Here is a 21,482-nt window from a genome sequence, read left to right as displayed (position 1 = left end):
GGCCGCACCGACGACCTTTCCCGCGCGACGCGCGGACGCCGAACGGAGCATCATGAGCAAGCCCACGCCCATCTCCGGCTTCCCGGAGTGGACGCCCGCGCAGCGGATGATCGAGCAGTACGTCCTGGAGCGGATCCGGGACACCTTCGAGCTGTACGGCTTCGCCCCGCTGGAGACCCGCGCGGTGGAGCCGCTGGACCAGCTGCTGCGCAAGGGCGAGACCTCCAAGGAGGTCTACCTGATCCGGCGCCTGCAGGCCGACACCGACGGGCCGGCCGGCGACGACGCGCTCGGTCTGCACTTCGACCTGACCGTGCCGTTCGCCCGCTACGTGCTCGAGAACGCCGGCAAGTTGCAGTTCCCGTTCCGCCGCTACCAGATCCAGAAGGTGTGGCGGGGCGAGCGGCCGCAGGAGGGGCGCTACCGCGAGTTCCTCCAGGCCGACATCGACATCGTCGACCGCGACACCCTGGCCCCGCACCACGAGGCGGAGATGCCGCTGGTCATCGGCGACGCGCTGCGTTCGCTGCCGATCCCGCCGGTGCGGATCCAGGTCAACAACCGCAAGATCTGCGAGGGCTTCTACCGGGGCATCGGGCTGTCCGACCCCGAGGCGGCCCTGCGCGCGGTGGACAAGCTCGACAAGATCGGCCCGGCGAAGGTGACCGAGCTGCTGGCGCAGACCGCCGGGGCGAGCGAGGCGCAGGCCAAGGCCGTCCTGGCGCTGGCCGAGATCTCCGCGCCGGACGCCTCCTTCGCCGACGCGGTACGCGCCCTGGGCGTCACCGACCCGCTGCTCGACGAGGGCGTCGAGGAGTTGGTCCGGGTGGTCGAGACCGCCGCCGCGCACTCGCCGGGGCTCTGCGTGGCCGACCTGCGCATCGCCCGTGGCCTGGACTACTACACCGGCACCGTCTACGAGACGCAGATGATCGGCTACGAGCGGTTCGGCTCGATCTGCTCCGGCGGCCGGTACGACAACCTGGCCAGCTCCGGCGCCGCCCGCTTCCCGGGGGTGGGCATCTCGATCGGGGTGACCCGGCTGCTCGGGCTGCTCTTCGGCGCCGGAGCGCTGTCGGTGTCGCGGGACGTGCCGACCTGTGTCCTGGTCGCGGTGACCAGCGAGGAGCAGCGGCCGGCGAGCAACCGGGTGGCCGAGGCGCTGCGCAGCCGGGGCGTGCCGACCGAGGTGTCGCCGAGCGCGGCGAAGTTCGGCAAGCAGATCCGGTACGCCGAGCGGCGGGGCATCCCGTACGTCTGGTTCCCCGGGGTCGACGGCGCCGCCGACGAGGTGAAGGACATCCGCTCGGGTGAGCAGGTGGCCGCGGCGGCGGGGGAGTGGACGCCGCCCCGGGCCGACCTCAGGCCGCTGGTCAGCTGAGACGTTACTGGCGCGTACGGACGATCGGACCTACGGTGGCGTAAGTTACGTCACCGTAGGGAGATCGTCGTGACCGTACTCAGCCAGACCGCCCTGCTCCGCGAGCTGGAACCCGTCGTCGAGAAGAACCTCGACCGGCACCTCGCCATCGCCAAGGAGTGGTTCCCGCACGAGTACGTGCCGTGGAGCGAGGGGCGCACCTTCGACGGGCCGCTGGGCGGCGAGGCGTGGTCGGAGGGCGACTCGACCATCCCCGACGTGGCCCGCACCGCCCTGATCGTCAACCTGCTGACCGAGGACAACCTGCCCTCGTACCACCACGAGATCGCCACCCTGTTCGGTCGGGACGGCGCCTGGGGCACGTGGGTGCACCGGTGGACCGCCGAGGAGGGGCGGCACGGCACCGCCATCCGCGACTACCTCACCGTCACCCGGGCGGTGGACCCGGTGGCCCTGGAGCGGGCGCGGATGACGCACATGTCCGCCGGGTACGCCAACGTGCACGACGACGAGGTGCTGCACTCCCTGGCGTACGTCTCGTTCCAGGAGTTGGCCACCCGGATCTCGCACCGCAACACCGGGCGGGTCACCGGCGACCCGGCGTGCGAGGCCCTGCTGGCCCGCGTCGCGGCGGACGAGAACCTGCACATGGTCTTCTACCGCAACCTGCTGGCCGGGGCCTTCGAGTTGGCGCCGAGCCAGGCGATGCGGGCCGTCGCCGACGTGGTGGCCGACTTCCAGATGCCCGGCAACGGCATCGAGGGCTTCGCCCGCAAGTCGGTGGCGATCGCCCTCGCCGGCATCTACGACCTGCGCCAGCACCGTGACGAGGTGGTGGCGCCGGTGCTGCGCCAGTGGGACGTCTTCAACGTGACCGGCCTCGACGCCGACGGCGAGGCCGCCCGCGACGCCATCGCCGCGCACCTCGACGACCTGGAGCGCGCCGCGTCGCGCTTCGAGGAGAAGCGGGACGCCCGCGCCGCCCGCCTGGCCGCCCGCTGAGCTTCCGGCCGCCACCGGCCCCGATTGTCGCGGCCGCTGGCGGCTCCGATGCTGCGACCGCTGGCGGGCTCCGATGCTGCGGCCTATACCGGCTGTGATGCTCCGGCCGCTGGCGGCCCCGGACTCCGGGCGCGGCTGGCGCTGGCTCTCTCTGACGACAGCCGCGCCCGGAGCGTTCTTTCCCCCGGGTCAGGCGCTGTGTTCGAGGGGGAAGAGGAGGCAGGTCGAGGTGGCGTGGGCCACCAGCCGCGACTTCGCGTCGAGCAGCTTGGCCTCGGCGAGGGCGGTACGGCGCCCGCTCTGCAGCACGGTGCCCTCGCAGCGCAGCGTGCCGCTCGCGACGGTGACCGCGCGGAGGTACTTCACGTTCAGGTCCAGCGAGGTGTAGCCGACCCCGGCCGGCAGGGTGGTGTGTACCGCGCACGCCGCGGCGGTGTCCAGCAGGGTGGCGATGACCCCGCCGTGCACGGTGCCGAGCGGGTTGTAGTGGAACTCCTGGGGAACCAGTTCGACGGCCACCCAGCCCTTGTCGGCCTCCATCCGGGACATGTCGACCAGGTGCATGATGGGCGGCGCCGCCAGCTCGCCGGCGATCATCGCGCGGAGCAGGTCCAGGCCGTCGCGCCGGCCGACGTGCGCGGCGTTGACCCCCGGGTCGGACCACGAGAAGGTACGGCTGCGCACCGGATCCTGCGTCTGCGTCATGGACCCAGCCTCGCAGTACGTTGCTGAGTCTGTCAATCGAACCTAGCCTGGAGCGCATGAGACCCACGGCACTGGACTGGTCGGTGGAGAACTGCACCATCGCCCGGGCGATGGAGGTGCTGGGCGAGCGGTGGACCCTCGTCGTCCTGCGCGAGGTCTTCAATGGCGTCCGTCGCTTCGACGACATGCGGGTACGCACCGGCGTGCCCCGGCAGGTGCTCACCAACCGGCTGACGATGCTGGTGGAGCGCGGCGTCCTGCGGCGCGAGCCCTACCGGGAGCCCGGCAGCCGGGAACGCCACGAGTACCGGCTGACCGACATGGGGCTCGACCTGTGGCCGGTGCTGGTCGCCGTCCTCGGCTGGGGGGACCGCCACCTGGCCGACCCGGAGGGCTCGTCGTTGACGGTCGCGCACCGCGACTGCGGCGGCGAGGTCCGCGTCGCGCTGCGCTGCGAGCGCGGGCACGACGTCGCCCGGCCGCGTGACGTGGTGCCGCGTCCGGGGCCCGGTGCGCGCCGCCGCGCCGACTGAGTGCGCCGCCGCGCCGACCGAGTGCGTCCGCCGATCAACGCATGGCCATGCGTCGATATCAACGTCATTTCCGGGTGGTGGCCGCCGCAGCCGGGGCGAAAAGGACAAAGCCGGGTCTTGCATACGAACTTAAGTATGTGAATACTTCAGTGAGCTCGGCCGGTACCCCCAGATCGGCCGGGCTGGTCCTGGCCCTTGTCGCCCCGGCGAGGGCCTGTCGCCCCCTCCCTGGAGGTTGTTGTATGCGACCCACGAGGTCCTCGCTCCGTCGTGCCGCCGTCATCGCCGCGGCCGGCGCCATGGTCGCCGGTTCGCTGATCGGCGCGCCCGCCCAGGCCGCACCCTCGTTCGCCTCGCCCGACGCCGCCGCCGGCCTGGCCGAGCGCCTCGGCGACCGGTCCGCCGGCACGTACGCCGACGCCAACGGCAAGATGGTCGTCACCGTGACCGACGCGCTCGCCGCCCGGCAGGTCAGCGCCGCCGGCGCCGTCCCGAAGATCGTCAAGCGCGGCGCCAGCGAGCTGGCCCGGGCCACCTCGGAGCTGGACCGCTCCGCCAAGATCCCGGGCACCGCGTGGTGGACCGACCCGGCCACCAACCAGGTCGTCGTCTCCGTCGACAGCACCGTCACCGGCGCCAAGCTGGAGCGCGTCAAGGCCGCCGCCGAGCGGATGAACGGCGCGATCCGGATCGAGGCCGACTCGGGCGTGCTCAGCACCCGGATCTCCGGCGGCCAGGCCATCTACGCCGGCGGCGGCGGTCGCTGCTCGCTCGGCTTCAACGTCCGCAGCGGCAGCACCTACTACTTCCTGACCGCCGGGCACTGCACCAACATCGCCTCCAGCTGGTACAGCAACTCCGGCCAGACCAGCCTGCTGGGCACCCGTACCGGCACCAGCTTCCCGGGCAACGACTACGGCATCGTGCGGCACAGCAACTCCGCCAACGCGGCCGGCAACGTCTCCCTCTACAACGGCACCTTCCGGGACATCACCGCCGCCGGCAACGCCTACGTCGGCCAGTCGGTGCAGCGCTCCGGCAGCACCACCGGCCTGCGCAGCGGCTCGGTGACCGCGCTCAACGCCACGGTGAACTACGCCGAGGGCTCGGTCTCCGGCCTGATCCGCACCAACGTCTGCGCCGAGCCGGGCGACAGCGGCGGCTCGCTGTTCAGCGGCACCATCGCCCTGGGTCTGACCTCGGGCGGCAGCGGCAACTGCAGCTTCGGCGGCACGACCTTCTTCCAGCCGGTCGGTGAGGCGCTGAGCCGCTACGGCGTCAGCATCTTCTGATCGATCGCACCTCAGCGGGCCGCCGGGTCATCCCGGCGGCCCGTTCGCGTGCCCGGACCCGGGAGCGCGGCGACACCTGGAAGATGGCTCTGGTGCAGGTCAGCGACGTCAACGACGACGGGACGGTGGTGCTGACCGCGCGCGCCTGGGACATCCCGCTGTAGGGCGGGAGCGGATCCGCGTCGGCGGCCGGAGCCCCGCCTCCCTCACCCCGCAACCGGTGGCGGGGGAAGGCTGACAGAATGCCAGGGGTAACGGTGTACCGCAGATGAGGAGACGCAAGTCGTGATCCGTACCCATGACGCCGGCAGCCTGCGCGCGACGGACGCCGGCACCACGGTGACGCTCGCCGGGTGGGTGGCCCGCCGGCGCGACCACGGCGGCGTGATCTTCGTCGACCTGCGCGACGGCTCCGGCGTGGTCCAGGTGGTGTTCCGCGAGGAGGACGCGCACGCGCTGCGCAACGAGTTCTGCGTCCGGGTGACCGGCGAGGTGACCCGCCGCCCCGAGGGCAACGAGAACCCGGAGCTGCCGACCGGCGAGATCGAGGTGACCGCCGCCGAGCTGGAGGTGCTCTCCGAGGCGGCGCCGCTGCCCCTGCCGGTGGACGACCAGGTCGAGGCCGGCGACGACATCCGGTTGCGCTACCGCTACCTCGACCTGCGTCGCAGCGGCCCGGCCAAGGCGATGCGGCTGCGCTCGCGGGCCAACCAGCTCGCCCGCACGGTGCTGCACGAGCGGGACTTCCTCGAGATCGAGACCCCGACGCTGACCCGGTCCACCCCGGAGGGTGCCCGCGACTTCCTGGTGCCGGTACGCCTCCAGCCCGGCAGCTGGTACGCGCTGCCGCAGTCGCCGCAGCTGTTCAAGCAGCTGCTGATGGTCGGCGGCATGGAGCGGTACTACCAGATCGCCCGCTGCTACCGCGACGAGGACTTCCGCGCCGACCGGCAGCCGGAGTTCACCCAGCTCGACATCGAGATGTCCTTCGTCACCGAGGACGACGTGATCGACCTCGGCGAGGCGATCGTCTCGGCGCTGTGGAAGGACCTGGCCGGCCACGAGATCGCCCGGCCGATCCCGCGCATCACCTGGCACGACGCGATGGCCCGGTACGGCTCCGACAAGCCCGACCTGCGCTACGGCGTCGAGCTGACCGAGCTGACCGACTACCTGCGTGGCACCGAGTTCCGGGTCTTCGCCGGCGCGATCGACGCGGGCGGTTACGTCGGCGCGGTCGTCATGCCGGGCGGCGCCTCGCAGAGCCGCAAGGAACTCGACGGCTGGCAGGACTGGGCCAAGGCGCGTGGCGCGCGTGGCCTGGCGTACGTGGTGCTCGACGCCGAGACCGGCGAGGCGCGCGGGCCGGTGGCGAAGAACCTCTCCGCCGAGCACCTGGGCGGGCTCGCCGACGCGGTCGGCGCCAAGCCGGGCGACGCGGTCTTCTTCGCCGCGAGCGCGAACACCCGCGAGGCGCAGGAGCTGCTCGGCGCGGCGCGCATCGAGATCGCCAAGCGGGCCGGGCTGGTCGACGAGAGCGCCTGGGCGTTCTGCTGGGTGGTCGACGCGCCGATGTTCGAGAAGACCGACGAGGGCGGCTGGACGGCCGTGCACCACCCGTTCACCTCGCCGAACGCCGAGTGGGTCGACCGGTTCGAGGAAGCGCCGGACCGCGCGCTGGCCTACGCGTACGACATCGTCTGCAACGGCAACGAGATCGGCGGCGGCTCCATCCGTATCCACCGGGGCGACGTGCAGAAGCGGGTCTTCGACCTGCTCGGCATCACGCCCGAGGAGGCGCAGGACAAGTTCGGCTTCCTGCTGGAGGCGTTCAAGTACGGCGCCCCGCCGCACGGCGGCATCGCCTTCGGCTGGGACCGGGTCTGCATGCTGCTCGCCGGCGCGGACTCGATCCGCGAGGTCATCGCCTTCCCGAAGACCCGGGGCGGCTTCGACCCGCTGACCGGCGCGCCGACGCCGATCACCGCCCAGCAGCGCACCGAGGCCGGCATCGACGCCAAGCCCAAGCCGGCGGCCGCCCCGCACACCGGCACGGCCGGCCCGGCCGCCCCGGTCGCGGACCCCACCTGACCCACCCGTAGCCCCACCCCACCCACCCCGTCCTCGCGGTTGATCATGAAGTTGTTGTCGTGACACGCCGGGTGGCAACGCGATAACTTCATGATCAACGCTAGGGGTGGGGTGGGTGGGATGAGGCTGCTCGTGGTGGGGGGTAGCGGGTTTCTGGGGTCGGAGGTGTGCCGGCAGGCGGTCAGTGCCGGGTGGAGCGTGGTCGGGACGTACCACTCGGGGGCGATCGGGACGCCGGGGGTGGCGGCGCGGCGGCTGGACGTGACCGACCGCGACGCGGTCCGCGCGCTGGTCGCCGAGGTGCGCCCGGACGCGGTCGTCGGCACCCCCTACCGGTACGGCGACTGGGCGGTCACCGCCGACGGTGCGGCGCACGTCGCGTACGCCGCCGCCGAGGCGGGAACCCGGCTGGTGCACATCTCCAGCGACGCGCTGCACGCCGGCCGCCCCGAGCCGTACGGCGACGACGAGCCGCCCAGCCCCGTGTTCCCGTACGGGGCGGCCAAGGCGGCGGCCGAGACGGCGGTGCGCGTCCTGGACCCGGGCGCGGCGCTGGTGCGTACCTCGCTGATCGTCGGGGAGGGGAGCAAGCAGATCCAGCTCTGCCGCGACGCACTCGCCGGCCGGGCGAGCCTGTTCACCGACGAACTCCGCTGCCCGATCGACGTCACCGATCTGGCCGCCGCCGTGCTGGAACTCCTCGGCACGGACTACGCCGGCCCGCTCAACGTGGCCGGCCCCGACGCGGTCAGCCGCGCGGAGCTGGGTCTGCTGGTCGCCGCGCAGAGCGGCATCGACCCGGCCGGCATGAAGACCACCACCGGCGCCGCCGCCGGCGTGCTCCGCCCGACCGACGTGCGCCTCGACTCCACCCGCGCCGCCCGGCTGCTCGGCACCCGCCTGCGCGGGGTGCGCGAACTGCTCAACCGCTGACTCCTGCGCGTCGGTGAGCGCGCCTTCCTCCCCGCGCGGTCCGATGTCGCCGGTGCCGCTGGGGCGCGAACTGCTCACCCCGCTGACCGCGTGCGCGAACTGCTCACTCGCCAACCACGTGCGTCAACTGGTCACTCGCCAACCACGTGCGTCAATTGCTCACCCCGCTGACCGCGCGGGGCGTGAGCTGCTCACTTCGCTGGCAGGCCCGGTAGCCGTGGCGAAGGTGCACACTTTCTCTGCACAACTCTTGTGCAGAGAAAGTGTGCACAGATATTGTGCAGGAATGGAGAACCCCTCAGCGGCCCGTGGGCCGTCCCGCGAGGTGCGGATCGATCACCGGCAGGTGCGGGTGCTGGCGCACCCGCTGCGGATGCGCCTGCTCGGCGCGCTACGGATCAAGGGGCCGTCGACCGCCACCCGCCTCGCCGAGCTGCTCGGCACCAACACCGGGGCCACCAGCTACCACCTGCGGCAGCTCGCCGAGGTCGGCCTCGTCGTGGAGGATCCGGACCTCGGCACCGGGCGGCAGCGGTTCTGGCGTGCGGCACACGACGTCACGAACTGGGAGCCCAGCGACTTCGACGACGACCCGGACGCCCGGGCGGCCATCGAGTGGATCGAAGGGGACCAGGTCCGGTTCTTCGTCGAGCACGCCGAGCAGTGGTTCGCCGTCCGCCACAAATACTCGCCGGCCTGGCGTGACGCCCTCGGCATGGGCGACATCTTCATGACCGTCCCGCCCGCCCGGCTCGAGGCGCTCAAGGCCGAGCTGTGGCGGGTCCTGGAGCGGTTCCACAGCGAGGCCGACCCGGCCGAGCCGGGTGCGGAGCAGGTGCAGATCTACCTCGCGGCCTTCCCGATGCTGGCGGACATGCGGCTCGCGGACCCGCTGCCGGGGGAGGACCGGTGAGCGCCCTGTCCGTACGCCAGATCCGGCGTCGCTACCTCGTGCTCTACGCCCTGCGCTGGCTGCCCGCCGGCCTGCTCATTCCCGTGATGATCCTGCTGATGCAGGAACGCGGCCTGTCGCTCTCCCAGATCGGTCTTGTCGTCACCGCACAGGGTCTGATCGTTCTCGCGCTGGAACTGCCGACCGGCGGGTTCGCCGACGCGCTCGGCCGCAAACCCGTGCTCGTCGCCGCCTGGGTGACCTGCGTGATCTCGCTCGTCGTCTTCGTGGTGGCCGACTCGTTCTGGCTCTTCGTCCTGTGCTGGGGGCTGCAGGGCGTCTACCGGGCACTGGACAGCGGCCCGCTGGAGTCCTGGTACGTCGACGCCACCCTCGCCGCCGACCCGGAGGCCGAGTACGAGCGCGGCCTCGGCTACGCCGGCACCGTGATCGGTGTCGCCATCGGTGCCGGTGCGCTGCTCAGCGGCGGCCTGGTCGCACTCGGCCCGATCGGGCCGGTGAGCGCGCTGACCCTGCCGGTGCTCGCCGCCATCGCCCTTCAGACGGTGGCGCTGGTCGCGCTGCTGATCCTGCTGGTGGAGACCCGTTCCGCCAAGGGCGCCGGCGCGCTGCGCGCCTCGATCACCGAGGCGCCCCGGATGGTGGGGCAGGCGTTCGGGCTGCTGCGCCGCTCCCGGGTGCTGTTGGCGCTGGTGGCCGTGGAGCTTTTCTGGGGCTTCGGCATGGTCGCCTTCGAAGGGCTGCTGCCGGTCCGGCTCGCGGAGGTCGTCGGCGACGCCGACCGGGCGGCGGCGCTGCTCGGCCCGGCCACCTCGGTGGCGTGGCTGGCGAACGCGGCCGGCGCCGCGCTGACCCCGCTGATGCTGCGCCACCTGGGCGCCGCGCCGAGCGCCGCGCTGCTGCGGGTCCTGCAGGGCGTCACGGTCGTCGGAATGGGCCTCTTCGCCGGTCCGGTCGGGGTGCTGATCGCCTACCTGGCCTGCTACGCCGTGCACGGCGCGTCGAACCCGCTGCACATGGGGCTGCTGCACCGTCAGGTCGACGGCCCCTACCGGACCAGTGTCATCTCGCTTAACTCGATGATGGCCGGAGGAGCCGGAGCGCTCGGCGCCGTCGTCCTGACCGCACTGGCCGAACGCACGAGCGTCAGTCTTGGACTGTTCGTGGGAGCCGTGGTGCTGGCCGTCGCCGCCCCGCTCTACCTGCCCGCCTGGCGGGCAGGTCGCCGCGTCGCGACGCTCGGCGGCTGCGGGGACGGCTCGGTCGACGGGCCGGCGGACGGGCGGTCGCACGACGGGGCGACGCCCGCGACCGCCGGGATGCCCGGCACCTGACGCCCGCCGGGAGTCACCCGGGGCGGCCCGGCCTGCTCCCTTGTGGGGATTGGCGAGCGGACCGATTGGGTACATCCCGCGCCGACCTACTGGTAACCCCCACCGGAGGAACGACATGCTCGCCATTCTCGCGGCGATCGTTTTCGGATTCGCCCTGCTGATCGACCTGCTGAACACCAACTTCGGTGCGCCGGACCTGTTCAACTGGAACACCCTCGTGCTCATCGGCCTCCTGTTGCTCTCCCTCTACCTGGCCGGCGTCGGCAGCGGTCCGCGTGGCGGGGGCGGCGGCCGCTGGTACCGGGGCCGGCGTCCGGGCCGCGGCTGACCGTAAGCGATCATCGCGGGCCCGGCCCGACGGCGCTTCGGGCGCTGTCGGCCGGGCCCGGTACTGTTCCCGTGATGGAGTCCGACGCCCTCTTCTCCCTCGGCCAGCCCGCCGGAGCGCCTCCCGCGCCCGCGGGTTCCGTCGGGGTGGACGGGTTCACGGCGGTGGGGGAGGATTCGCCGCTGCCCGTCCGGATGCGCCCGCGCAGCATCGACGAGCTGGTCGGGCAGGATCACCTGCTCGCGCCCGGTGCCCCGCTGCGTCAACTCGTCTCGGCCACCGCGCCGATGTCGGTCATCCTCTGGGGCCCGCCCGGCAGCGGCAAGACGACCATCGCGCACCTCGTGGCCCGGGCCACGGACCGCCGGTTCGTCGCCATGTCCGCCCTCACCGCGGGGGTCAAGGACGTGCGCGCGGTGATCGACACCGCCCGCCGCCAGCGCCGCTCCGGCGGCCCGCAGACCGTGCTCTTCATCGACGAGGTGCACCGGTTCAGCAAGACCCAGCAGGATTCGCTGCTCGCCGCCGTCGAGGACCGCACGGTCACGCTGCTCGCGGCGACCACCGAGAACCCGTACTTCTCGGTGATCTCGCCCCTGCTGTCGCGGTGCGTGCTGCTCACCCTCCAGCCGCTCGACGACGCGGCGGTGCGTGGCCTGCTGCGCCGCGCGGTGGCCGACGAGCGCGGCCTCGGCGGCGCGCTCACCCTGGAGACCGAGGCCGAGGACCATCTCGTACGCCTCGCCGGCGGTGACGTACGCAAGGCGCTGACGGCGCTGGAGGCGGCGGCGGCCTCCGCCACGGCCCTCGGCGCCGGGCGGATCGACCTCGCCACCGCCGAGCAGGCGGTGGACGTGGCCGCCGTGCGCTACGACCGGGCCGGCGACGCGCACTACGACGTCACCAGCGCCTTCATCAAGAGCATGCGCGGCTCGGACGTGGACGCCGCGCTGCACTGGCTGGCCCGGATGCTGGTCGCCGGCGAGGACGCCCGGTTCATCGCCCGCCGCCTGGTCATCTTCGCCAGCGAGGACGTCGGCATGGCCGACCCGACGGCGCTCAGTGTGGCCACGGCCGCCGCCCACGCCGTGGAGTACGTCGGCCTGCCCGAGGTGCAGCTCAACCTCGCCCAGGCGGTCATCCACCTGGCCACCGCCCCGAAGTCCAACTCGGCGACCACCGCGATCGGCGCGGCCATCGCCGACGTACGGGCCGGTCGGGGCGGGCCGGTGCCGCGTGGGCTGCGGGACGCGCACTACGCGGGCGCCAAGGGGCTGGGGCACGGGACCGGCTACCGCTACCCCCACGACGACCAGCGCGGCGTGGTCACCCAGCAGTACGCCCCCGACGACCTCGCCGGCACCGACTACTACCGGCCCAGCCAACACGGGGCCGAACGCTCGGTCGCCACGCGGCTGCCGCTGCTGCGCCGTATCGTCCGGGGGCTACCGGCACCGGCACCGGCACCGGCATCAGCGCCGGCTGCGTCCGCGGAGGTGCCGGTGAGGGTCGGGAGCGGACCGGTGGGCAACGGCCGCCGGCAGACGGACACGGGCGGCGCCGAGGCGGCGCGAGAGGGCGGCAGCGACGCCGCCGGGGAGGGTCACCAGTGAGATCGCGTGGTTCGGAGCGACCGGAGGACGGCCCCGACGAGCGGCGCGACTCCCGTGCCAAGGGACGCCGCTGGGGGCGGGGCAAGGCCGAGGCCGAGCCCGAGGAGCCGATCAGCGGCGAGGAGTTCGGCTGGATCGACGATCTGCGGTCGGCCAAGCAGCAGCGGACCGAGCTGGGGCCGGGCGGGGCGGAGGCCGCCTCGCCTCCCGGGCCGCGCCCGGGTGACCCGACGCCGCCTCCGGGCCCCGCCGGGCCACCGCCGCACCGCGGCCCCGGCCCGGCCGCCGCGCCTCCCGTGCGCCGGGGCGAGGCCGAACCCCCGCGCCCCCGACCGGTGGACGGGCCCTGGCCCGGCGCGCCGGAACCGCCCCGGCCGGCCGGCCCCGCGGCCGCCGCCCCCGTCCCGCCGCACCAGCCGGCCCGCCGTCCTCCGGCGGCCGGGCGACCGCAGCCCGGTCCGGACGGTGTGGAGACGCGCCCGCGTCCCGGCACTCCGGCAGGCCCGCGGGCCGGCACCGCGACGGGTCCGCAGGCGGCCCCTCCGGCCGGTCCGCCGGTGGGTCCGCCGCCCAACCCGCCGGCCGGTTTCCCCACTGACCCGCAGGCCGCCTTCCGGACCGGCCCGCAGCCCGGGCCGGCCGCCGGCTCCCGCGCCGGGTCGCAGCCCGGGACGCCTCCCCGCGCGCAGGCCGCCGCGCCGACCGGACCGCGTCCGGGCGCGCCGGCGCACCCGCACCCCGCCGTGCCGGACGCGCCGCAGCCGCCAGGGTCGGCGGCCGGGCAGCGAGCCGACGGTCGGGCGCCGGCCGGCCCGCCGCCACCCGGAGCCGCGGGACGGCCCGGCGGTGCCGTGGGCGCCGCGCGGGCGAGCGTCCCGCCGCCCGGCGCCCCGCGCCCGCCGGCCGGCCCGCCGACGGGTGAGCTGCGCGCGGCACCGACCGACGGACGTGACCCCCGGTCCGGCCGGATGCGGCGGGGCCCGGTCGACGCCGGCGCACCCGTGCCGACGGACGGCACCGGACCCGTGCCCGCAGCCGCCCCACCGGCGCCCGGTGGCGACGGGACCGACCACGGCCGGCGCTCCGGCGCCTCGACGGGCCGACGCCGCGCCGCCGAGGAGGAGGTCCCGCCGCGTTCCGGTAACGCCCCACCGGTGCCGCGCTCGGGCAACGCCCCGCCGGTTCCCGGTGCGCCCGCCGCGCCCCCCGGTGTCGGGACGCCCCCGCCTCCCGGTCCCGCCCCCCGGGGCCGACGCGCCGCGACCGACGACGTCGAGGCCGCGGGTCGGGGCCGACGTGCGGCCGGCGACGACGAGGCTGGCGGACGGGCCGGACGCGCCACGACGGGCGGGCCCGGCGACACCAGCGCCGGCCGACCGGAGCGCCCAGCCGACTGGCTGCGGCAGGCCGGTCGTGCCCACCACACCGATGCGCTGCCGACGATCAAGCGGGCAGCGCCGCCCGTCGCGGGTGGACCGTCGCCCGTGCCGCCGGGGCCGGAACAGCGCGTGGCCGAGACCGGCGGCGCCCCCGCGGGCCGGGCGCGGCCCGGCGCACAGCCGCCGCGACCCGCCGACCCCACCGAGGCCGGCCGGGCGTGGCCCGGCGCCGAGCCGCCCCGTCCCGCCGACCCGTCCCGTCCCGGCGCGCCGGCCAGGGGTGCCGCCCGCCCCACGCCGGCGGGTCCGCCACCGTCGACCGGTGCCCCGGACCCGGCCGGCCGGGCACACCCCGGCGCCGCCCCGGCTGGTCCCGCGCGTGGCGCGGCCCGTCCCGAGGCCGGTCCTGCGGGTCCCGCGCGTGGCGCCGCCCGTCCGGAGTCCGGACCTGCGGGTCCCGTGCGGGGTGCCGCCCGCCCGGACGTCCCCCCGGCTGGTCCCGCGCGGGGTGCCGCCCGACCTGACGCCGGTCCTGCGGGTCCCGCGCGTGGCGCCGCCCGCCCGGACGCCGCCCCAGGTCCCGCGCGTCCCGACACCGGTCCGGCCGGCCCTGTGCGGGGTGCGGCGCGCCCCGGTGCCGCACCGGCAGGCCCCGCGCGGGGCGCGGCGCGTCCCGACGCCGGCCCGGAGGGGGTCGCGCGGCCCCTCGCGCCACCACCCGGCACCGCCGCCGTGCCGCCGCCGGCCCGGACCGACGCGGGTCCCGGCCCTGTCCGGCCACCGGTCGCCGGCCGTGACCAGCCTGAGCCGACGTCCGGCGCGGGTCCCCGGCCGGGCCCCGTCGGCCCGCCCGGGGTGGTCCGCGCGGGCGCACCGGTGCCCCGCCCCGGGCCCGAGGACCGCGCCGCCGGGCGGGCCGTCCCGCCCCATCGCGAGCCGGGGCGGCCGGAGCCGTCGGGCGTGGCGCCGGTGCCGGGGCCAAGGGACGCGGACGAACCGGTGGTGGCGCGCGCCGCGGCGGTCGTACCGCCGGCCGAGCCGGCCGAACCGGCGGCGCTGCGCCGCCCCGCGGAGCCGGAGTCGTCGGACGACGCCGCGACCGGCCCCGGCGGGCTGCGCGGCGCGCGGTCCGAGCTGCGCCGCCAGATGCGCGAGCGGCGGCGGCTGCGAACGGGCATCCTCGCCCTGGTCAGCGTGCTGCTGCTCGGCGCGATCCCGCTCTATTTCGGCATCCGTACGCTCAGCCGCGACCCGGTCTTCGACACCCTCGACGAGCTGGACGTGCCGCGCTGGGCGGCCGTGCGGATCGTCGACGACGTCAGTGGCAGCCGGTGGTGCCTGCTCGACTGCCGGCTGCGCGAACGCACGGCCACGTCCGAGCGGTCGCCCCAGGAGACGGCCCAGGTCTACGAGCGGGCGCTGGCCGCCGACGGCTGGCGGCCGTGGAAGGTGAGCCGCTGCCCCGAGCAACCGGCGAAGGGGAGCTACACGTGCTGGCGGCGGGACGAGCTGACCCTCGACCTGTGGGTACGTGAGCCCGCCTGCGTGCCGCCGCCGGTGGACGGGGAGCCGGCCGTCGTGCCGTCGCCCGACCCGGCGACCGCGGCGCAGGAGTGCTCCGGCTCGTTGGTGTCGGTGAAGGTCCGCAACGCGATCGACGACGAGCGGATCCGGCCCCAGCCCAGCACCGACCCGTCGCTCACCGGCGAGGATCCCTTCCCGACGCTCACCGACGATCCGCTCGCGACGCCGACACCCTCACCGTCCTGAGCCAGTTTCCATCACGGACGGTAGGGTCTGGGGCTGGCGGACCCGCCAGCCCCCGCCCGACCCCCAGCGGTCGCCGCGCGGCGGTGTGGGCAGGACGGTCGCGCGGCCGGGGACGTCGGGTTCCCGGAACTCTGCTTGAGGAGGACAGGCGTGGGCTTTTTCGAGGTCGCGGCGCTGATCGCGGCGATCGCGTTCGCGATGCTGGTGTTGATCCTGACGCTGCCCATCCTGCGGCTGCGGCACACGGTGGACGCCACCACCCGCATGATCAACGACCTCAACGACCGGACGGCGCCGCTGCTCGGTGACGTGAACACCACCGTCAAGAACGTCAACACCGCCCTGGAGCAGGTGCAGACCTCCCTGGACGGGGTCAACCTCCAGCTCGCCAAGGTCGACACCATGACCAGCCACGCGCAGAACGTCACCGCCAACGTCGCGAACCTCGCGACCGTCGTCTCCGCCGCCGCGGCGAATCCGCTGGTCAAGGTGGCCGCCTTCGGTTACGGCGTCCGCAAGGCCGCGTCCGCGCGGCGGCACGCCGAGACCGAGCGCGAGGTGCGCGACACCATCAAGCAGCAGCGGCGGGCCGCCAAGCGCGGCAACCGCTGATCCCGTACGACCAGGAGGAAGTCGGAGATGAGGCGGTTGTTCTGGCTCGGCATCGGGCTGGCCGTCGGTGTGGTGGTGGTCCGCAAGGCCACCCGCACCGCACACGCGTACACCCCGGCCGGCATCGCCAGCACGGTGACCGAATCCGCTGGCGGGCTGGCGGAGTCGCTGCGTAGCTTCGTGGAGGACGTCCGGATCGCGATGGCCGAACGCGAGCAGGAGATCCACGAGGCGTTCGCCCAGGGCGAGGCGTTCGACGACCAGTTCGCCGAGCTGCGGGAGGACCCGCGCATCGGCGACCGAGCAATCTTTCCGGAGGAACACCAGCGATGAAGACGGCGGAGATCAAGCGGCGGTACCTCGCCCACTTCGAGGCGAACGGGCACACCGTGGTGCCGTCCGCTCCGCTGCCCGCCATCAGCGATCCGAACCTGCTGTTCGTCAACGCCGGCATGGTGCAGTTCGTCCCCTACTTCCTGGGGCAGCAGACGCCGCCGTACCGGCGGGCGGTCAGCGTGCAGAAGTGCATCCGCACGCCTGACATCGACGAGGTCGGCAAGACCAGCCGGCACGGCACGTTCTTCCAGATGAACGGCAACTTCTCCTTCGGCGACTACTTCAAGGACGGGGCGATCCCGCTCGCCTGGGACCTGGTCACCAAGTCCCAGGAGCAGGGCGGTTTCGGTCTCGACCCGGAGCGGATCTGGCCGACGGTCTACCTCGACGACGACGAGGCGTACGAGATCTGGCGTTCCGTGGGGGTGCCGGCCGAGCGGATCGTGCGCCGGGGCAAGGCGGACAACTTCTGGTCGATGGGCATCCCCGGCCCGTGCGGCCCGTGCTCCGAGCTGTTCTACGACCGTGGCCCCGAGTACGGCCGCGAGGGCGGCCCGGCGGTCGACGAGGACCGCTACATGGAGTTCTGGAACCTCGTCTTCATGCAGTTCGAGCGCGGTCCGGGCGCCGGCAAGGAGGACTACCCGATCCTCGGCGAACTGCCGGCCAAGAACATCGACACCGGCATGGGCCTGGAGCGGATGGCGTCCATCCTCCAGGGCGTCGACAACCTCTACGAGATCGACGAGGTCCGGCCGATCCTCGCCAGGGCCGCCGAGCTGACCGGCAAGCGCTACGGCGCGCACTCCGGCCAGGTCGCCAGCGAGTCGCACCCGGACGACGTGCGGCTGCGGGTGATCGCCGACCACGTGCGTACCGCGCTGATGCTGATCGGCGACGGCGTCACGCCGAGCAACGAGGGGCGCGGCTACGTGCTGCGCCGCATCATGCGCCGGGCGATCCGGGCGGTGCGGCTGCTGGGCTGGCAGGAGCGGGCGCTGCCCGAGCTGCTGCCGGTGGCCCGCGACTGCATGTCCCCGTCGTACCCGGAGCTGGCCACCGACTTCGACCGGATCGCCGACTACGCGTACGCGGAGGAGGACGCCTTCCTGTCGACCCTGCGCGCCGGCACCACGATCCTGGACACGGCGATCGCGGAGACCCGTACCGCAGGCAAGAAGGCGCTGTCGGGTGAGAAGGCGTTCCAGCTGCACGACACGTACGGCTTCCCGATCGACCTCACCCTGGAGATCGCGGCCGAGCAGGGGCTGGCGGTCGACGCCGAGGGCTTCCGCCGGCTGATGGCCGACCAGCGGGCCCGTGCCAAGGCCGACGCGCAGGCGCGCAAGACCGGGCACACCGACCTGTCGGCGTACCGGTCGGTGCTCGACTCGGGCGGGCCGGTGACGTTCACGGGCTACAGCGAGGTGTCCCGGGAGTCGACGGTGCGGGCGGTGCTCGGCGCCGACGGCCCCCGCCAGGCGGCGGTCGAGGGCGACACGATCGAGCTGGTGCTCGACGCCACCCCGTTCTACGCCGAGGGCGGTGGGCAGCAGCCCGACCTGGGCATGATCACGGTGGGCGGCGGCCAGGTCGAGGTGCTCGACGTGCAGCAGCCGGTGCCCGGCCTGATCGTGCACCGTGCCCGGGTCGTGCGGGGCGAGGTGCGGGCGGGGGAGACCGGCTACGCCGAGATCGACACGACCCGCCGCCGGGCCATCTCCCGGTCGCACACCGCGACGCACCTCGTGCACCAGACGATGCGCAACTTCCTCGGCGAGTCCGCCACCCAGGCCGGCTCGCTGAACGCCCCGGGGCGGCTGCGCTTCGACTTCAACACCCCGACGGGCGTGGCGCCGAGCGTGCTGCGCGACGTCGAGCAGCAGGTCAACGAGGTGCTCCTGGCCGACCTGGAGGTGCACGCCTTCATCACCTCGCTGGAGGAGGCACGGCGGATCGGCGCGATGGCGCTGTTCGGCGAGAAGTACGGCGAGGAGGTGCGGGTCGTCGAGGTCGGCGACTACGCGCGGGAACTGTGCGGCGGCACGCACGTCGCCCGTTCCGGCCAGCTCGGCCTGGTGAAGATCCTTTCCGAGTCGTCGATCGGCTCGGGGGTACGCCGGGTCGAGGCCCTGGTCGGCATGGACGCGTTCAACTTCCTGGCCCGGGAGCACCTGCTCGTGTCCCGCCTCGCCGAGCTGTACCGGGTGCCCAACGACCAGGTCGCCGACCGGGTCGAGCAGACCGTGACGCAGCTGCGCGACGCCGAGAAGGAGCTGGAGAAGCTGCGGGCCCAGCTGGTGCTCGGTGGCGCGGCGGCGCTCGCCGCGCAGGCGAAGGACGTGCGCGGGGTCGCGTACGTCGGCACCGAGGCGCCGGAGGGCGCGGCCGGCAATGACGTGCGGACCCTCGCCCAGGAGATCCGGGGCCGGATCGACCCGGCGCGCCCGGCGGTCGTCGCGGTGGCGGCCCGGGCTGGCGGCAAGGCGTCGCTGGTGGTCGCGGTGAACCCGGCCGCCCGCAGCCAGGGCCTGTCCGCCGCCGACCTGGTCAAGGCGGCCTTCTCCGGGCGCGGCGGGGGCAGCCCCGAGCTGGCCCAGGGCGGCGGCCTGCCGGCCGGAGAGGCGCCGAAGCTGCTGCTGACGGTCGAGAAGGCGATCACCGAGGCGTGACACGTGCTCGCAGCGGCCAGGGCGGACCCGCGCGGTCCGCCCTGGTTCGCCGTTTCAGGGGAGTTACCGACCGTGAGTGAACTGTCCCGGGGTGTCCGGCTCGGGGTCGACGTCGGGCAGGCCCGGGTGGGGGTTTCCCGCTCGGACCCGCACGGCGTGCTGGCCACCCCGCTGGTGACCCTCGCCCGCGACCTCGCCGCGGCCCCGGACGCGGTGCCGTCCGACGTCGCCGCGCTCGCCGCACTGGTGGCCGAGCACGAGGCGGTGGAGGTCGTCGTCGGCCTACCGGTCAATCTCGCCGGCAGGCACGGTCCCGCCGCCCTACACGTGAAGGCGTACGCTGACCGACTGGCTGATGTAATAGCGCCCGTTCCGGTGGCGCTCACCGACGAGAGGATGTCCACGGTCGTGGCGTCTCGTAGGCTTGCCGAGCGTGGTGTCCGGGGGAGACGACAACGGGCGGTGGTCGACCAGGCTGCCGCGGTGGAGATTCTGCAGAGCTGGCTGGACGCGCAGCGGAGGCGGACGCGATGATGGACGATCTTGACCTCGGTTTTGACGAACAGGACCGGGGGGAGAAGGGCAAGCACCGGCGCGGCGCGGTGCGCAAGCGCAAGGGCGGTTCCGGGGGCGGGCGGGGCAAGACCGTCCTGGCGCTGCTGCTCACCCTGGTGCTGCTGGGCGGGATCGGCGGCGGCGCCTTCTACGGCTTCGACCGCGTCCAGAGCTACTTCATGACCCCGGACTACGACGGCGCGGGCACCGGCGAGGTGACGGTCGAGATCAAGCAGGGCGCGCTGCTCGCCGACATGGCCAACGCGCTCGTCACCGCCGGCGTGGTGAAGAGCGCCAAGGCGTTCATCGAGGCGGCCGAGGACAACGCCCGCAGCAAGAACATCCAGCCGGGCACCTACAGGCTGCGCAAGCAGATGAGCGGCGAGCACGCCGTCACGGCGATGCTCGACCTGAAGAACCGGATCGTCAACGGGGTCACCATCCCGGAGGGCCGGACGGCGAAGAACGTCTACAAGCTGCTCTCGGAGAAGACCGACATCCCGGTGAAGGACTTCGAGGCGGCGGCGAAGGACCCGCTGGCGCGGGGCGTGCCGGACTGGTGGTTCAAGCGCACCGATGGCAAGAAGGTCAAGCCGTCGATCGAGGGCTTCCTCTACCCGGACACCTACGAGATCCCGCCGAAGGCGACCGCCGAGACGATCATCGAGCTGATGGTCGAGAACTTCCTCACCGTGGCCGGCGAGATGCAGTTCGCCGACCGGGTGCAGAAGGAGCGCAAGATCAGCCCGTACGAGGCGTTGATCGTGGCGTCGCTGGCGCAGGCCGAAGCGGGCAACCCCGACGACCTGGGCAAGGTCGCCCGGGTGGCGTACAACCGCGTCTTCGGCGATTTCCCGTGCAACTGCCTGGAGATGGACGTCACGGTCAACTACTACCTGGAGTCGATCGGGAAGCAGACCAAGCGCTCCGCGGACATGACCACGGCGGAACTGGACGACCCGAAGAACCCGTACAACCGCAAGCTGCGTGGCCTGGTGCCCACCCCGATCAACAACCCGGGCAAGCGGGCCATGGAGGGCGCCATGGACCCGCCGGACGGCAAGTGGCTCTTCTTCGTGGCGATCGACAAGGAGGGGCACTCCGAGTTCGCCGAGACCTACCAGCAGCACGAGAAGAACATGGCGAAGGCCCGGGAGAACGGCATCATCTGATGACGACCGCACGGCGGGCGGGGGTGCTCGGCACGCCGATCGCGCACTCCCTCTCCCCGGTGATCCACCACGCCGGCTACGCGGCGGCGGGGCTCACCGGGTGGTCGTACACCCGGATCGAGTGCGCGGCGGCGGAGCTGCCGGACGTGGTCGCCGGCCTGGGCCCGGAGTGGGCCGGGCTGTCGGTGACGATGCCGGGCAAGGAGGCGGCGCTCGCGGTGGCCGCCGAGGTATCGCCGGTCGCCGCCGCCGTCGGCGCCGCGAACACGCTGGTACGCCGTCCGGACGGCTCCTGGTACGCCGACAACACCGACGTGGTCGGCATGGTCGAGGTGCTCACCGAGGCCGGAGTGCGCCCCGGCGCGACGGTGACCGTGCTGGGTGCGGGCGGCACCGCGCGCGCGGCGGTGGCAGCGGCGGGCCGGCTCGACGCCCGGGAGGTGACCGTGGTGGCCCGCCGGCCGACGGCGGTCGACCAGCTGCGCCCGGTGGCGCGCGCGGTCGGCGTGGAGATGACCGGCGCGGCCTGGGACGACGCGGCCGAGCGGTGCCGGGCCGACGTGGTGGTCTCGACCGTGCCGAAGGGGGTCGCCGACCCGCTCGCCGGCGCGGTGGCCTGGCGGCCGGAGACGGTGCTCTTCGACGCGCTCTACGACCCTTGGCCGACGCCGCTGGCCGCGTCGGCCCAGGCCGCCGGCTGCCGGATCGTCTCCGGGCTCGACCTGCTGCTGGCCCAGGCGGTGGGCCAGTTCGAGCACTTCACGGGCGTCGCCGCGCCCCGGGCCGCGATGGCCGCCGCGCTGGCCGCCGCCCGTGCCGCCTGAGCGCTCAGACGGGATGAAGACCGTCCCCTGTGGTCGT

18 protein-coding genes are annotated in these 21,482 nt (G+C 74.0%); 17 read left to right on the top strand and 1 reads right to left on the bottom strand.

The annotated features are described in order from the left end of the window. The first annotated feature begins 52 nt into the window (after positions 1–52). Positions 53–1,381 (top strand): histidine--tRNA ligase, encoded by a 1,329-nt coding sequence (gene hisS / locus ACGFIR_RS07835; protein WP_393005788.1) that lies wholly within the window; start codon positions 53–55, stop codon positions 1,379–1,381. Positions 1,382–1,450: 69 nt separating this feature from the next. Continuing rightward, entirely contained in the window at positions 1,451–2,383 is a 933-nt protein-coding gene (locus ACGFIR_RS07830; RefSeq protein ID WP_393005786.1) for an acyl-ACP desaturase, read from the top strand. Positions 2,384–2,572: 189 nt separating this feature from the next. Here the strand turns inward: ACGFIR_RS07830 and ACGFIR_RS07825 are convergent, their stop codons facing one another. Then, positions 2,573–3,088, bottom strand: coding sequence for a PaaI family thioesterase (locus ACGFIR_RS07825; RefSeq protein WP_393143853.1), 516 nt, complete (start codon positions 3,086–3,088; stop codon positions 2,573–2,575). A 56-nt stretch (positions 3,089–3,144) separates the two neighbouring features. Here ACGFIR_RS07825 and ACGFIR_RS07820 point away from each other — a divergent pair, with 56 nt between their 5' ends. From ACGFIR_RS07820 to ACGFIR_RS07750, 15 genes are all read left to right on the top strand, one after another. Beyond that, on the top strand, positions 3,145–3,621 hold the full coding sequence (locus ACGFIR_RS07820) for a winged helix-turn-helix transcriptional regulator (RefSeq protein WP_393143851.1): 477 nt from the start codon (positions 3,145–3,147) through the stop codon (positions 3,619–3,621). A gap of 242 nt (positions 3,622–3,863) precedes the next feature. Further along, positions 3,864–4,913, top strand: coding sequence for a S1 family peptidase (locus tag ACGFIR_RS07815; protein ID WP_393143849.1), 1,050 nt, complete (start codon positions 3,864–3,866; stop codon positions 4,911–4,913). 285 nt (positions 4,914–5,198) lie between these two features. Beyond that, positions 5,199–7,004 (top strand): aspartate--tRNA ligase, encoded by a 1,806-nt coding sequence (gene aspS, locus ACGFIR_RS07810; protein WP_393005778.1) that lies wholly within the window; start codon positions 5,199–5,201, stop codon positions 7,002–7,004. Positions 7,005–7,124: 120 nt separating this feature from the next. Next, positions 7,125–7,937 (top strand): SDR family oxidoreductase, encoded by an 813-nt coding sequence (locus ACGFIR_RS07805; protein WP_393143847.1) that lies wholly within the window; start codon positions 7,125–7,127, stop codon positions 7,935–7,937. 286 nt (positions 7,938–8,223) lie between these two features. Then, positions 8,224–8,850, top strand: coding sequence for a helix-turn-helix domain-containing protein (locus ACGFIR_RS07800; RefSeq protein ID WP_393143845.1), 627 nt, complete (start codon positions 8,224–8,226; stop codon positions 8,848–8,850). Further along, entirely contained in the window at positions 8,847–10,184 is a 1,338-nt protein-coding gene (locus ACGFIR_RS07795) for an MFS transporter (RefSeq protein ID WP_393143843.1), read from the top strand. The genes ACGFIR_RS07800 and ACGFIR_RS07795 overlap by 4 nt, the downstream gene beginning before the upstream one ends. Positions 10,185–10,299: 115 nt before the next feature. After that, positions 10,300–10,512, top strand: coding sequence for a hypothetical protein (locus ACGFIR_RS07790; protein WP_074318554.1), 213 nt, complete (start codon positions 10,300–10,302; stop codon positions 10,510–10,512). Positions 10,513–10,586: 74 nt separating this feature from the next. Further along, positions 10,587–12,125 carry a replication-associated recombination protein A gene (locus ACGFIR_RS07785; protein WP_393143841.1) on the top strand — a complete coding sequence of 513 codons (1,539 nt, stop codon included), beginning with the start codon at positions 10,587–10,589 and terminating at the stop codon, positions 12,123–12,125. Positions 12,126–14,650: 2,525 nt separating this feature from the next. Next, positions 14,651–15,274 carry a hypothetical protein gene (locus tag ACGFIR_RS07780; protein ID WP_393006306.1) on the top strand — a complete coding sequence of 208 codons (624 nt, stop codon included), beginning with the start codon at positions 14,651–14,653 and terminating at the stop codon, positions 15,272–15,274. Positions 15,275–15,424: 150 nt separating this feature from the next. Further along, positions 15,425–15,886 (top strand): DUF948 domain-containing protein, encoded by a 462-nt coding sequence (locus ACGFIR_RS07775; RefSeq protein WP_089000990.1) that lies wholly within the window; start codon positions 15,425–15,427, stop codon positions 15,884–15,886. A 27-nt stretch (positions 15,887–15,913) separates the two neighbouring features. Continuing rightward, positions 15,914–16,219, top strand: a complete 306-nt coding sequence (locus ACGFIR_RS07770) for a hypothetical protein (protein WP_393005767.1) — start codon at positions 15,914–15,916, stop codon at positions 16,217–16,219. Beyond that, positions 16,216–18,894: an alanine--tRNA ligase gene (gene alaS, locus ACGFIR_RS07765; RefSeq protein ID WP_393143839.1), complete on the top strand. Its 2,679-nt coding sequence runs from the start codon at positions 16,216–16,218 to the stop codon at positions 18,892–18,894. Before ACGFIR_RS07770 ends, alaS begins: the two co-directional genes overlap by 4 nt. 72 nt (positions 18,895–18,966) lie before the next feature. After that, positions 18,967–19,428 (top strand): Holliday junction resolvase RuvX, encoded by a 462-nt coding sequence (gene ruvX / locus ACGFIR_RS07760; protein WP_393005763.1) that lies wholly within the window; start codon positions 18,967–18,969, stop codon positions 19,426–19,428. Then, positions 19,425–20,621: an endolytic transglycosylase MltG gene (gene mltG / locus ACGFIR_RS07755; RefSeq protein ID WP_393005761.1), complete on the top strand. Its 1,197-nt coding sequence runs from the start codon at positions 19,425–19,427 to the stop codon at positions 20,619–20,621. The genes ruvX and mltG overlap by 4 nt, the downstream gene beginning before the upstream one ends. Further along, positions 20,621–21,445, top strand: a complete 825-nt coding sequence (locus ACGFIR_RS07750; RefSeq protein WP_393005759.1) for a shikimate dehydrogenase — start codon at positions 20,621–20,623, stop codon at positions 21,443–21,445. Before mltG ends, ACGFIR_RS07750 begins: the two co-directional genes overlap by 1 nt. Positions 21,446–21,482 lie beyond the last annotated feature (37 nt).

The organism is Micromonospora sp. NPDC049051 (genome assembly GCF_043197575.1).
Taxonomy (GTDB): Bacteria; Actinomycetota; Actinomycetes; order Mycobacteriales; family Micromonosporaceae; genus Micromonospora.
This window is presented reverse-complemented; position numbering and strand designations above follow the sequence as displayed.

Excerpts from the sequence above, each read along its gene's own strand:
- hisS (WP_393005788.1), top strand. The coding sequence starts at position 53 with ATGAGCAAGCCCACGCCCATCTCCGGCTTCCCGGAGTGGACGCCCGCG.
- ACGFIR_RS07825 (WP_393143853.1), bottom strand. The coding sequence starts at position 3,088 with ATGACGCAGACGCAGGATCCGGTGCGCAGCCGTACCTTCTCGTGGTCC.
- ACGFIR_RS07820 (WP_393143851.1), top strand. The coding sequence starts at position 3,145 with ATGAGACCCACGGCACTGGACTGGTCGGTGGAGAACTGCACCATCGCC.
- ACGFIR_RS07815 (WP_393143849.1), top strand. The coding sequence starts at position 3,864 with ATGCGACCCACGAGGTCCTCGCTCCGTCGTGCCGCCGTCATCGCCGCG.
- ACGFIR_RS07805 (WP_393143847.1), top strand. The coding sequence starts at position 7,125 with ATGAGGCTGCTCGTGGTGGGGGGTAGCGGGTTTCTGGGGTCGGAGGTG.
- ACGFIR_RS07800 (WP_393143845.1), top strand. The coding sequence starts at position 8,224 with ATGGAGAACCCCTCAGCGGCCCGTGGGCCGTCCCGCGAGGTGCGGATC.
- ACGFIR_RS07790 (WP_074318554.1), top strand. The coding sequence starts at position 10,300 with ATGCTCGCCATTCTCGCGGCGATCGTTTTCGGATTCGCCCTGCTGATC.
- ACGFIR_RS07785 (WP_393143841.1), top strand. The coding sequence starts at position 10,587 with ATGGAGTCCGACGCCCTCTTCTCCCTCGGCCAGCCCGCCGGAGCGCCT.
- ACGFIR_RS07780 (WP_393006306.1), top strand. The coding sequence starts at position 14,651 with ATGCGCGAGCGGCGGCGGCTGCGAACGGGCATCCTCGCCCTGGTCAGC.
- ACGFIR_RS07770 (WP_393005767.1), top strand. The coding sequence starts at position 15,914 with ATGAGGCGGTTGTTCTGGCTCGGCATCGGGCTGGCCGTCGGTGTGGTG.
- alaS (WP_393143839.1), top strand. The coding sequence starts at position 16,216 with ATGAAGACGGCGGAGATCAAGCGGCGGTACCTCGCCCACTTCGAGGCG.
- mltG (WP_393005761.1), top strand. The coding sequence starts at position 19,425 with ATGATGGACGATCTTGACCTCGGTTTTGACGAACAGGACCGGGGGGAG.
- ACGFIR_RS07750 (WP_393005759.1), top strand. The coding sequence starts at position 20,621 with ATGACGACCGCACGGCGGGCGGGGGTGCTCGGCACGCCGATCGCGCAC.